Origin of the sequence: Flavobacterium limnophilum (assembly GCF_027111315.2) — a bacterium.
Lineage (GTDB): Bacteria > Bacteroidota > Bacteroidia > Flavobacteriales > Flavobacteriaceae > Flavobacterium > Flavobacterium limnophilum.
In genome coordinates this window covers 3,235,304-3,248,077 of record NZ_CP114289.2, presented here as the reverse complement: position 1 = coordinate 3,248,077, position 12,774 = coordinate 3,235,304, and the positions used below count along the sequence as shown (strand labels likewise).

At 36.9% G+C, this 12,774-nt stretch carries 8 protein-coding genes and 1 pseudogene; 4 read left to right on the top strand and 5 right to left on the bottom strand.

Annotated elements, in window-relative coordinates; translation table 11 throughout:
* Positions 1 to 19 precede the first annotated feature (19 nt).
* The 5 genes from OZP13_RS13730 to OZP13_RS13710 form a co-directional block, all read right to left on the bottom strand.
* The gene (locus OZP13_RS13730; RefSeq protein WP_281297493.1) at positions 20 to 1,048 is read right to left on the bottom strand and encodes a glycoside hydrolase family 43 protein; all 1,029 of its coding nucleotides are present in this window, start codon (positions 1,046 to 1,048) and stop codon (positions 20 to 22) included.
* Positions 1,049 to 1,076: 28 nt separating this feature from the next.
* A complete protein-coding gene (locus tag OZP13_RS13725) occupies positions 1,077 to 2,510 on the bottom strand; it encodes an MFS transporter (RefSeq protein ID WP_281297492.1) in 1,434 nt (477 codons plus the stop codon).
* 269 nt (positions 2,511 to 2,779) lie between these two features.
* The gene (locus tag OZP13_RS13720) at positions 2,780 to 3,901 is read right to left on the bottom strand and encodes an endo-1,4-beta-xylanase (RefSeq protein ID WP_281297491.1); all 1,122 of its coding nucleotides are present in this window, start codon (positions 3,899 to 3,901) and stop codon (positions 2,780 to 2,782) included.
* Positions 3,902 to 3,916: 15 nt separating this feature from the next.
* Entirely contained in the window at positions 3,917 to 5,014 is a 1,098-nt protein-coding gene (locus tag OZP13_RS13715) for an endo-1,4-beta-xylanase (RefSeq protein ID WP_281297490.1), read from the bottom strand.
* A gap of 33 nt (positions 5,015 to 5,047) precedes the next feature.
* On the bottom strand, positions 5,048 to 7,168 hold the full coding sequence (locus OZP13_RS13710) for an alpha-glucuronidase family glycosyl hydrolase (protein ID WP_281299456.1): 2,121 nt from the start codon (positions 7,166 to 7,168) through the stop codon (positions 5,048 to 5,050).
* Between the two features lie 279 nt (positions 7,169 to 7,447).
* Between OZP13_RS13710 and OZP13_RS13705 the strand changes: the two are divergent.
* The 4 genes and pseudogenes from OZP13_RS13705 to OZP13_RS13690 form a co-directional block, all read left to right on the top strand.
* Positions 7,448 to 8,404 (top strand): annotated as a pseudogene (locus OZP13_RS13705) (glycoside hydrolase family 3 protein); the annotation flags it as partial.
* A gap of 99 nt (positions 8,405 to 8,503) precedes the next feature.
* Positions 8,504 to 9,685 carry a glycoside hydrolase family 3 C-terminal domain-containing protein gene (locus tag OZP13_RS13700; protein ID WP_349293522.1) on the top strand — a complete coding sequence of 394 codons (1,182 nt, stop codon included), beginning with the start codon at positions 8,504 to 8,506 and terminating at the stop codon, positions 9,683 to 9,685.
* A 69-nt stretch (positions 9,686 to 9,754) separates the two neighbouring features.
* Positions 9,755 to 9,955, top strand: coding sequence for a hypothetical protein (locus OZP13_RS13695; protein WP_269240649.1), 201 nt, complete (start codon positions 9,755 to 9,757; stop codon positions 9,953 to 9,955).
* 604 nt (positions 9,956 to 10,559) lie between these two features.
* Positions 10,560 to 12,764: a fasciclin domain-containing protein gene (locus OZP13_RS13690; protein WP_281297489.1), complete on the top strand. Its 2,205-nt coding sequence runs from the start codon at positions 10,560 to 10,562 to the stop codon at positions 12,762 to 12,764.
* Positions 12,765 to 12,774 lie beyond the last annotated feature (10 nt).

The window sequence follows — 12,774 nt, the reverse complement described above, 5'->3', positions numbered from 1 at the left end:
TATCAACTGTTTTCTCTTTTTATATTTCCATATTACTGTAGGGATTGATGGTGATGATTGAACCATCTTCATTGTACTTGATTTCAGTTACTTTGATTGATCTTAAATGGGTTACGCCTTTTGATAAACTAGAATCGTGATAAAACAAATGCCATTTGTCCTCAACTTTGCAAATAGAATGATGTGATGTCCAGCCAATAACTGGGTTCAAAATTCTGCCTTGATAAGTAAAGGGGCCATAAGGATTATCGCCAGTTGCATAGCAAATAAAATGGGTATCGCCAGTAGAATAAGAAAAATAATATTTTCCGTTATATTTGTGCATCCACGAAGCTTCAAAAAATCTTCTATCGTGGTCTCCTGCCAATAATACCTTGCCATTTTCATCTAGAATTTTGATTTCTTGGGGTTCCTCTACAAATTGTTTCATGTCCTCAGAAATCAAAGCAACAATTGGTCCTAATGCAGGTTCGGTATCTTGCGGTTCTTCATTTGTTTCGGTATATTGATTGTTTCGGTATTTTTGAAGTTGACCACCCCAAATACCGCCAAAATACATATAGTGTTTGCCATCTTCGTCTTCAAAAACGGCTGGGTCAATGGAATAACTTCCTTTGATGGCTTCAGGTTCTGGAACAAATGGTCCAACAGGAGAATCACTAATAGCTACTCCAATTTGGAAAATTCCATTGGCTTTCTTGGCAGGAAAATACAAGTAATATTTTCCGTTTTTGAAAGCTGCATCCGGAGCCCACATTTGACGTTCAGCCCAAGCAACATCATTTACATGCAGCGCTACGCCGTTATCAACAGTTTGGGCATCGATATTGTTCATCGTAAAAACATGATAATCTTCCATACCAAAATGGTCTCCATTGTCATTAAATGGAATTCCGGCATCAATATCATGTGATGGATATATGTGAATCTTACCGTCAAATACGTGTGCAGATGGATCGGCAGTGTAAATGTGTGATACTAAGGGTTGTGAAATTGCTTTTTGGTTGATTACTTCAAAATCAATATGTTCGATACTTTCTTCAGACATGGTCTTGTTTTTTGTTTATTATAAATAGTTAAGCTCTTCTGTTTTTTAAATCAGATTCTATTTGTACTTCCATTTTTTTGTTTATTTCATAGAAGAATAAAAGTCCAGCTCCAATTAGAAAAGGGATAGCGGGAAAAATACTTATTAATAATTTAATTCCGTTTATAGCGCTTTCTGGTTGAACTAATGAATTGGGAACATAATTAAAATGTCCTAGAATTGCTGTGGTTAATGATCCTCCAAAAGTCAATCCCGCTTTTAGCCCTACCATCATTGCCGAAAAGATAATGGCAGTGGCACGACGGTTGTTTTTCCATTCGGAATAATCGGCTACGTCAGCAATCATGGCCCAAAGTAGCGGAATTGTAATCCCGTAGAAAAAACCGTGAAGAATTTGAGAGAAAAACATTAAAGCTACAGATGATGGAGAGAAAAAGTAAAATGCTATTACAAATAATGTAGAGATAAAAAGGAATGTGCCAAACACATTTCTTTTTCCGAATTTATCAGCTAAATTTTTTGACAAAGTAATACCAACAATCATAAAGATGATACCACCAGCATTAAACAATCCAAATCCTGCTGAAATTGGATCGCCACCAAATGGATTTATTCCAATGTTTGAAAGGAAGTCTAAAATTGGCTGTATGAAAATTGCTAATTGCCCTTTGTCAACATAGTTTTCAAAATAATAAATATATGACCCACCTTTCATTGCTAATGTGGTGAAAACTAATAGTGTAAGTGTTAGCATGATCAGCCAAGGTTTGTTTTTTACTAAATCACCTAAATCTTCTTTAACGCTTGATTTTTGTTCTGGTTTTGGAATGATACGTTCTTTGGTTGTCAAAAAAGTAATTAATAACATAATTGTTCCCACTATAGCCAATATGGTCATTACTTTTTCTATACCAATAGCTTTGTCGCCATTTCCAGCACTTTTAATTATGCCAAGCATAAATACTTGTACAAAGAATTGAGCAAACATCACCGCCACAAATCGATAAGAAGAAAGACTATTTCTTTCAGACATATCTCCTGTAATTACGCCACTCAATGCTGAATAAGGTAAGTTATTGGCAGCGTATAATAGTAGTAAAAGAGAATAAGTTACTACTGCATAAATAACTTTTCCTTGATATGAAAAATCAGGAGTTGTAAAAGCCAATAAAGCAATGAGTCCTAATGGTACTGCAGTCCATAAAATCCAAGGACGAAACTTTCCCCATTTAGAGTTTGTCCTGTCGGCAATGGCGCCTATAATTGGATTAAAAATAAAGGCTGCAATTAATCCCACTACCAGCATTATTATTGAGGAATGAGTTGGTGATAATCCGTATATATCGGTGTAAAAATAAGCAAGATAGGTCATCAATGTTTGAAATACCAGGTTGGCGGCAAGGTCACCAAGGCTATATCCAATTTTTTCTTTTATGGATAATTTTTGAGAAGTAGAATTCATTTTTTTATGGTTATTGTTTTTTGTTTGATGCAAACCCTGGCAAATTTATATGATAAGGGTTTATTGGTTTTGGATTAAAAAAAACAGTAAAAGCTGTTTTTTAAGAACTTGTTTGTTAACATCTTTTAGACATACAATCGGTTGTGTAAATGTATTGCAAAACTTTAGTATTGACAAATCTATATTTAATTAATTAGGTTGTTTTTGTTATCAGCTGTTCCAGATTCGAAATTGAGTCTGAAAAAAGTAAAAGTAATTCTTTTTTTGACTTACTTTTTTGCTTCTTTTAGTTTCAATACGCTGGTATAGGCCTCTTTAGGTTTGAATTCGCGATCAAAGAGCAACGGATAGTTGGTTCTTCCTCTTATTGGCCAATCATTTAGCCAAGATTGACCGTCATTTACGCCCCATAGAGTAACTCTGCTAATTTTGTCTTGGTGTTTCAGGAATAGTTTGAAAATAGCTTCATATCGAGCGGCCAATTGTTGTTGGACTGAATCTGGAAGAACTTTAGGATAGGGGTTCATTTTTTCGTTTGCTTCTGACTTTTGATTTACGTCAGCTCCCACTACATCCCAAGGACTTGGTAAAACAGTAATGTCTAATTCTGTAAAAGCAACTTTAATTCCAAGTGCAGAAAAATCAAGGATGGTTTGCTCAATTTCGTCCAGTGAAGGAGAGGTTAAATTCCAATGTCCTTGTTCTCCGACACCATCTATTTTTGCCCCATTTTTTTGTAGATTTTTTATCATGTCTACGGCGCCTTTTCGTTTTTTGGCATTACATAAATTATAATCATTATAGTATAGATCGGTCTTTGGATCTGCCTTGGCTGCTAATTTAAAGGCCAGCGTTAAAAAATCTTTTCCATAAGAATTTAAAAATACCGATTTGCGTAAAGTGCCATCTTCATTCAAGGCTTCGTTTACTACATCCCAAGAGTTAATTCTTCCCTTGTATTTACTTACTATGGTAGTAATGTGATTTGTCATCATATCTGCCATGGCGGTGCTGTCTTTTATTTGAGCCATCCAAGGTGCCAATTGACTGTGCCATATCAAGGTGTGTCCATGAATAAACATATTGTGTTTCTCTCCAAAGGCAACATATTTGTCACTCAATTTAAAATCAAACCGATCTTGTTCGGGATGGGTAAACATTGATTTCATTATGTTTTCGGGAGTAATACTGTTAAACTCTTTCGAAATTAAGGCAGTAACCATTGGGTCTTTTTCTTCTATTTGACTTTGGCTCAAGGCGGTTCCTATGTAAAAATTTTCTTTATATGCCTCTTTAATCGTGACAGCTGTTTCTGGCTTTTTGTAAATTTTGGTACAACTGCTTATTGCCAGCACTGTCACCAGAATAAATAATGGTTTTGTCAATTTCATGTTTTTTTTGTTTAGTTATTTTAATCCTTCAAGAAATCCGGTATAAGCTGCTTTATAGCCATAATTTGAATCGAACAATAATGGCCATTCATAATCCGTTTTGACTGGCCAGCCCCTTAACCAAGAATCATTGTCTCTAAGTCCCCAAAACGTAATTCCAAATCTTTGTGCGGAAGGAATTGTTTTGTACAAAACGGCTATGCTTTTATACTTTGCTTTTTGGGCATTTGCTCTTTCTGTTGTTAGTGATTTTAAAACTAAATCGCCATTGACAGACATGTCCAATTCAGAAAAATGAATTAGCAACCCAGTTCCAACCAGTGGAGATAAATTATTGCTTATTGTCGTTAAGTCAGGATAAGAATAGCTTATGTGCATTTGGGAACCAATACCGTCTATTGGAATAGAGCGCTTCTTGAAATCGCTTACCATATCGACCACGCTGGTAACTTTTGATGCTTGACTATCTAAATTATAATCATTGTAGAATAATTTGACTTCGGAATTGGCTTCTTTTGCCCAAGTAAAACATTTGGCAACATAGTCTGGGCCCATTTTGGCATAGAAAGGGCCGGCAAGTGCATCGCTTGTAAACGCTTCATTTACCACATCCCAACTGGCAACAACTGGCTTCCCTTCGGCTGTTTTTGCAAGGGAAAAATGTGCCACAGTCGCTTTAATATATCCTTTTACTTGTGCCTCGAATTCAGCATCCGTCCCGGTGAAATTTTTTAGCCAATTAGGGATTGAAGCATGCCAAACCAAGGCATGTCCATGTACTCGTATTCCATTTGCTTTGGCATAGGCAACAATCGCATCTCCTTTACTAAAATCATATGTGTTTGGGCCACTAAACATTGCCGCCATTTTCATGTCGTTTTCTGCAGTGATGCTGTTGAATTCTTTATTTAGCACAGTTGTAAAATTACTGTCAGAACCCGATAATTTGCTTGCGGAAACGATGTTCCCAATAGGGAATGTTGCAGTTTTTTTTAATGTGGTTACCGTTGGAATTGGTGTCGGTTTTGGAGCGGGAGCGGCAATCTCGTCTGGACCTCCACAGCTTATTAAAGCAGTTGTTGCTATTACCGCCAATAGTTTTCTTATTTCCATATGTGTTTTGTTTGAATTTTAATCGAACTGTTTTTAATTATTCCCCGGCGCAAATGGAAATTTCAAAGATTCGAAATATTCCAAAGATTGGGTTGGTTTTTCAACTCCTTTTGGCAATTCCTTTCCTGAAAATTGTTGGAAATACAACAAGCAGGCATCTCGCCACCATTGTGCTTCTTTCAATTGTATGTTCAACAGCATTTGAACTTCCTTGAATCTTGTTTCGTCCACATAATTCCCCATTTTGTTCCAAGTAGCTTGCATTGCGGCGACTTCATCAACGCCTTCCTGGTATTTCAACGCTAATCCGTTCCAAAGTGTTTGACCATTTTTTAGTTTGTAATCCCAAGACAAATGATGAAACCACAACAAGTCTTTTTCGGGACAGGTTTTTACATCGTCAAATAGTTTGGCTAGTTCTGTAGCATATTGTGCCGTGGCATTGCTTCCGGTTTTGGAGCGGTCAAAACCAATTCCTTTTTTGTCAGCTTTGTGATAATACACCGGATTCCATTCGGGTCTGGAGAGATTGCTTACCCACGGACCTGGACCATAATGATGCCCCGTATCCATGATGTGATGCAATCCAAGTGGCGTCATATAATTCACTACAGCTTCTCTGGATTTTAACATCATTTCTTTGACTGGATTCACAAAATTCAAATCATTGGAAAAAGTCGTACGCAACCATTCGTCTGCAATTACTTCTGAATCTAAATACGGATTCCAAGCCAATCGTCCAAAGCCATACCAATTCGCTTGCGCAAAAGGATGTCCCGTCCAGTTGATGTCGTTGCCAATATTGGCCACTCCTGCCATTCCGGTAATTTTATGGTTTTCCAGTGAACCATCGATCACTTTGGCAACTGTTGATCCTTTCCCTTTTTGATACGTATCTGATTCCAAGACTTCCTGATATAATTTGGGTAGATAAACCAAGTGCGTGCTAAATCCCAAATATTCCTGCGTAATTTGAAATTCCATCATCAAGGGTGTTTTTGACATAGCGCCAAACATTGGGTGAAAAGGTTCTCGGGGTTGAAAATCTATTGCGCCATTTTTGACCTGAACGATTACATTATTTCTAAATTTTCCGTCGTAGGGAACGAATTCGCTGTAGGCCTGTTTCGCCCTATCATCAACATCGTGTTCCGAGTATACAAAGGCTCTCCACATCACGATTCCACCAAAAGGAGCCACGGCATCGGCCAGCATATTGGCACCGTCAACGTGGTTTCGTCCGTAATTTTGCGGACCTGGTTGTCCTTCGGAATTGGCTTTGACCAAGAATCCACCAAAATCGGGAATCCTTTTGTAAATTGCTGCCGCTTTTTCTTTCCACCAATTTTGTACTGCAGTATCATATGGATCGGCAGTTTTTAATCTGCCAATTTCTATTGGAGCCGAAAATCGTGCTGTTAAATACACTTTGATACCATAAGGTCTAAACGTTTTGGCCAAGGCTTCCACTTTTTCTAAATACTGGGGAGTAAGAATCAATGCATTGGCATTTACATTATTCAAAACCGTACCGTTGATGCCAATCGAAGCATTGGCGCGAGCATAATCGATGTAGCGTTGGTCGATAAAATCGGGGAGCTTTTGCCAATTCCAGAGCGAAAAACCAGCGTAACCACGTTCGACGGTTCGATTTAGATTGTCCCAATGATTGAGTATTCGAACATTTATTTTTGGAGAATCGACGATGTTTAGATTTTCGATTGAGGAATTGGTTTGGAGTAATCTTAAAAAATGATAAACGCCATACAGAACCCCAACATCGGTTTTTCCAGCAATGAGGATGTGGTTTTTGTTTTTTAATGAAATGGTTTTAATAAGGTAGCCTTCGTTATTAATTTGCTCAAATTCATTTTGTAAGCTGCTGAGAATGTCTGTGTTCAAAGAAGATTTGGAACCAAAAATTAAAATATTTTCACTGTCCGAATTTTGCTGAACAGTGATTTTATTCCCCAACAAACCGGAAAGTCCCAATTGTAACTCTTTTGAAGCGACTTGAATGGTTTCGGAATTGCCCAAGGCAAAAATTCCATTAATTTCGGATTGGTATTGGGATGCTAGTTTCGAATCTTGAATTTTTGAATATTGGAGCCATAATTTATAATCCTCTTGCGCTAATCCGTCATGGGAGATCATCAATATGGGCAATAGCAGCAGGATGTATAGATAGGGTAAACGATTCATATTTTGTTGTTTGTTTTTTATGATAGTAAAACCATTTTTAAATAAAGAGGAAATATATGGAATCATAAGTTTTTAAGCTGTATTTTTTTCTGGATTTAATAATTATACCGTTTTTTATTTACATTTGCAATCGGTTGCGTAAAAGTAAAACATTGAAACATAATAAAAAAATTTTACAGTATTTTTTTTATATTCGTAAAATAAAACTTAAAAAACAAGAAATATTTAACTATGGATACTCTTTTAAAAAAAATAACACTTTTTTTTTTATTGTTCGCTATTCTTCCAATCAGGAGTCAAACAGTTGACAAAAAAAATCAGGCTATGCCTTTTAATAATCCATCACTTTCTATTGATGCAAGAATTAAGGACTTGATTTCAAGATTAACTTTAGAAGAAAAATCGGATCAAATGATGAATGGTACTCCTGAAATTAAGCGATTAAACATTGTGCCTTATGATTATTGGAATGAAGCACTTCATGGCGTGGGGCGTTCGGGAGTTGCAACCGTTTTTCCTCAAGCGATTGGACTAGGAGCCACTTTCGATTCGGATTTGGCATTCAGGGTTTCGACTGCAATTTCTGATGAAGCCCGAGCAATGCACAATGTTGCAAAAGCCAAAGGCTATAACAAACAATACGGTGGATTGACTTTTTGGACTCCAAACATCAATATTTTCCGAGATCCTCGATGGGGTCGTGGTCAGGAAACCTATGGCGAAGATCCTTTTCTGACCGCCAGCATTGGAGCCGCATTCGTAAAAGGGTTGCAGGGAGATAATACCAATTATTTGAAAACTGCGGCTTGCGCCAAACATTATGCCGTGCATAGTGGACCAGAAAAATTGCGTCACGAATTCAATGCCGAAGTCTCACAAAAGGACCTTTGGGAAACCTATTTGCCGGCATTTCAAGCATAGGTCGAAGCCAAAGTGGAATCGGTTATGTGTGCTTACAACAGTGCCGATGGCGAACCTTGTTGTGCCAATAAATACCTGATTTCGGATGTTTTGTTAAAAAAATGGAATTTTAAAGGACATATAGTAACGGATTGTGGAGCGATAGACGATTTTTATATTCCCAAAGACAAAGGAGGACACGGAACGGTTAAAACTGAAGCCGAGGCCGCAGCATTAGTGGTAAAAAGTGGTGTGAGTCTCAATTGTGGAAGCTCCTACAAAGCCTTGCCTCAAGCGGTCAAAGAGGGGTTGATTACGGAAAAAGAAATCGACAATCAGTTGGCAATTTTGTTAAAAATAAGGTTCAAATTGGGTTTGTTTGATCCAATGGGCAGCAATCCTTATGATGCTATTCCATCAAATGTTGTAAATAGTGAATCTCATAGAGTTTTGGCTAGGGAAGTAGCTCAAAAAAGTATGGTCTTATTGAAAAACAATGGAGTTTTACCTTTAAAAAATGACCTTTCCAAATATTTTGTCACTGGGCCAAATGCTGCTAGTATAGAAGTGCTTTTAGGAAATTATTATGGAATAAACCCTAATATGGTTACTATTCTCGAAGGCATTACGGCTTCAATAAGTCCGGCCAGTCAATTGCAATACAGATTGGGAGCAATGCTGAATCAAAAATCCATAAATCCCATAAATTATGCTACCGGAAATGCTGGTGACAGTAATGTGACCATTGTAGTATTGGGTGTTTCGAGCACAATAGAAGGGGAAGAAGGAGATTCGTTGGATTCTTCAACGGCTGGAGACAGATTGGACTATGATTTACCTCAAAATCAAATCAATTATTTGAAAGAATTAAGAATAACTGCCGATAAAGACCCCAACAACAAAAAACCGATTGTAGCCGTAATTACTGGCGGAAGCCCGATGAATCTTGCGGAAGTTCAAGAATTGGCCGATGCTGTATTGCTCGTTTGGTATCCCGGCGAAGAAGGAGGAACTGCTGTTGCGGATGTTGTTTTTGGAAAAATATCGCCTTCTGGAAAGTTGCCGATTACATTCCCTAAATCTTTAGACCAACTGCCCCCTTTTGAAGATTATTCGATGAAAGGAAGAACTTATAAATATTTGAATGTAGAGCCATTATATCCCTTTGGGTTTGGATTAAGTTATACCAATTTTGTTTATGGCGAAGCCAAAGTTTCGTCAAAAACAATTTCCAGAAAAGACAATCTCAGCGTTTCAGTAAAAGTGACCAATTCGGGCAAAGTGAAATCAGATGAAGTGGTGCAATTGTATGTTTCTGATTTGGAGGCTTCGGTTGTTGTGCCCAATTTTCAATTGACGAATATAAAGAGAATCACATTGGAACCCGGAGAATCTACCGAAGTTTCCTTTCAGCTGACTCCCAAAGCATTCGAAATGGTAAAAAATGATGGTTCCAGAATTATAGAGTCGGGAGACTTCAAAATATATGTGGGTGGTTCCAGTCCGATGAAAAAAAGTTTCGAATTGGGAGCTCCTAAAATGGCTGAAGTTGTAGTTGCCGTAAAATAGGTATAAAAAATCTAAAAGAATAAATTTCAAATAGCATTAATTGTTCTGATTTTCATTCCGTTGCATGAAATGATTTCCCAAATTAAATTGCCTAGATTAATCAGCAATGGAATGGTCTTGCAAAGAAACGAGAAAGTGAAAATTTGGGGTTGGGCTTCGCCAAAGGAAATGATCAAGTTGGAATTCAAGTCCAGCTCAAAATGGTACAATAATCTGGCTGCGGCCAATTTATTTTCATATGAAGGATTGTCATCAACAACATTTAGGTAAAAAAAAACGATGAACAGAATTCGATTTATAGACCTGACAGATTTTTTTAAAACCTGTCAGGTCTAAGTAAAAAGAAATAATTAGACAACTCCTTAAACCTTGAAATAAGTGCAAGGAGTTTTTTTATGATTGTAATTGAAGTAAGCTTAATTTGATAAGCAAAGATGGAACCAGTGGGGCTTTTGGGTCTAAAAAATTCGATTTGAAATAGGTTTGCAATATTTCCGTAGTATTAAAACTATTAATAAGGTATGGTTTTACTTCTGATAAGCTTCAAAATTGTAATTCCTTTATGTATAATGTTTGATTTCTTAAATTACAAAATATATGTTAAACTAAGTAAGGGCTATTTTTATTTTCAAAAATTGAAAGGAGATTGTGGCTGAATCCTAATAAATACAAGGGTTTTGCTATTGTGGTAATAACAGTTGATACATTGTGGAATTAATATTTTAATCGACTTTTTTTTTTGTAATACATAAAAAAACAGGATAGAGCAGGATAGAGGTAGTGATACTAAGGCATAAATTTGGAAATGTTAAACTATCATAAAACAGTTAAAATAAGTATAAACATTTGTTAACAATTTTTAAGTTAATCCATAATGAAGAAGAAACTACACTATTATTTATTTGTCCTTCCGCTACTGGCCCTTTTTGCCAGTTGTAGTCAAGAGTTGGATCCGTACTATGAGCGTCCAGCTGGTCTTGAAGATCCAATTTACCAACAATTGGAGGCGCGTGGTAATTTTAAAAGCCTGACAACTCTAATAGCAAAGGCAGGTTATAAAGATATCTTGAGTAAATCAGGATATTGGACGATGATGGCTCCCAATGATGCGGCTTTTGCCAAGTTTTTTCAAGAAAAAGGGTTTTCGGATGCCAGCAAAGTAGATTCAATTACTGCTGGTAAAATCGTGAAATATGCACTTATATATAATGGTTTTCGTAAGGAGCAGCTTTCGGATTATCAATCTAGTAAAGGATGGGTAGTAGATGTTGCTTATCGAAGAAGAACCGCATATTATGACGGTTTTCAGGATAAAATCATAAATGGTGAGCCAAAAGTGATTGTGGGTATGAACCGTAACGGTTTTACCCCCTATGTTTCTGGAGACAACAACAATAAGTATGTCACTTATTTCACCGATGAGCATTTTGCGTCGAAACGCTTGAGTGCTCTTGATTTCAATTATTTCTATCCTGGTGTTGAATACACGGAATTCAATGTTTTGGATTCAAAAGTCGCCGAGGCCGATATTATCGCTGAAAATGGACTTATTCATGAGTTGGATAAAGTAAATCTTCCTCCCGTGAATATCGACCAGTATCTGGAACAAAACTCAAATTACAGTCTGTTTCACAGTCTTATGGAAAAGAATTTGGTTACTTATGTTTTTAATCAAACGGCTACCACTACTTATCGTAATTATACCAAGAAATCGGATGATGTTTTTGTAAAAATGTATGATGCTACTTTGAAATTTGCACCTAACAATGAAAATTACGTAAAGGCGGAAGATAATGATGGACAAGCGGATGCTTATACCATGATTGTTCCTGAAAATGGTCCTTTGCAAACTTTTATAAATACAGTGTTGCTCAAAAATTATCCTTCTATTGACGTATTGCCTAAATATATTTTTCAAGATTTGGTTAATGCCCACATGGTACAATCTGCAGTTTGGCCAACGTTGAAAGATGATTATGTGAATGGTTTGGGCGAGGAAATAAGATTTGATTTTAACAACGACATCACGGATAAAAAAGTGTTGAGTAACGGATTCTTTTATGGAGCCAACAAAGTTCAAAAATCAAATTTGTTTTACAGTGTTTATACTACGGCTTATTTGGATCCTAAATATACTTATGCAACCAAGATATATAATGAAGGTTCCGGTTACAAAGAAATGATTAGCAACATCAATAAAAAGTACACCATATTCTTGCCTTCTGATGCCATATTGAGGTCTCTTGGTTTTGATTTCGATACCACACATTCCTATTGGAGGTATGTTTCTCCCATAAATGGAGCAGTCGAAACAGGTACTGGTGCCAAAAATAGATTGTTGCGACTTTTTTATAATTGCATTGTGCAAACACCAAATGGGGAGTTGGATGATATTGCATCTACTTCTGGAGTTATTCGCACCGGCGATGACGAGCTTCCTGGAGAGTACATCAAATGGAGCAACAACAAAATTTATGCGGCAGGAGATATTGTGCCGGGTGGGGTTCCTGCCAATGTTATAGGCAAGGAAGTGCAGCAAAACGGTATTGCGTATTATGTTGACAAGTTCCCGGAATATTCCATTGAATTGCAAGGTTTGGCAATTGCACGTTTAGCGGCTGCCAATCCAGAATTTGATACTTTTTATCAATATTTGAAAAATTCCACTATTTACACTGCGGCCACAGGGAAAATTGAGGGTGTGGCCTTGGGGAGTTCTTATACTTTCTTGATTCCTAATAAAGCGGCAATGGCAAGAGCGGTTACGGCTAAAGTACTTCCTGCATCAAATAATCCGGCATCACAAGGAGAAAAGGATTTGATTGCCGATTTTATTCGCTTCCATATCATAAATAATAAAACGATTTCAAATGATGGGAATATAACAGGGCAACAAGAAACCTTGATGAAAGATACAAAAGGTGATAAAACCTATGTTGGAGTGACAAGTGCCCCTGCAACCTTGTCATTTAAAGATAATTCAGGAAATAATCCGGCTGCCAATTTTATCCCGGCCAGCAGCAACAACCTAGCAGATAGATCCCTAATCCATTTAGTGGACAATTACCTATTACCTTAAATTTACCGAA

Coding starts and splice junctions, on each gene's coding strand:
- OZP13_RS13710 (WP_281299456.1), bottom strand. CDS start 7,168: ATGATCTCCCATGACGGATTAGCGCAAGAGGATTATAAATTATGGCTC.
- OZP13_RS13695 (WP_269240649.1), top strand. CDS start 9,755: ATGATTTCCCAAATTAAATTGCCTAGATTAATCAGCAATGGAATGGTC.
- OZP13_RS13690 (WP_281297489.1), top strand. CDS start 10,560: ATGAAGAAGAAACTACACTATTATTTATTTGTCCTTCCGCTACTGGCC.
- OZP13_RS13720 (WP_281297491.1), bottom strand. CDS start 3,901: ATGAAATTGACAAAACCATTATTTATTCTGGTGACAGTGCTGGCAATA.
- OZP13_RS13715 (WP_281297490.1), bottom strand. CDS start 5,014: ATGGAAATAAGAAAACTATTGGCGGTAATAGCAACAACTGCTTTAATA.
- OZP13_RS13730 (WP_281297493.1), bottom strand. CDS start 1,048: ATGTCTGAAGAAAGTATCGAACATATTGATTTTGAAGTAATCAACCAA.
- OZP13_RS13725 (WP_281297492.1), bottom strand. CDS start 2,510: ATGAATTCTACTTCTCAAAAATTATCCATAAAAGAAAAAATTGGATAT.
- OZP13_RS13700 (WP_349293522.1), top strand. CDS start 8,504: ATGGGCAGCAATCCTTATGATGCTATTCCATCAAATGTTGTAAATAGT.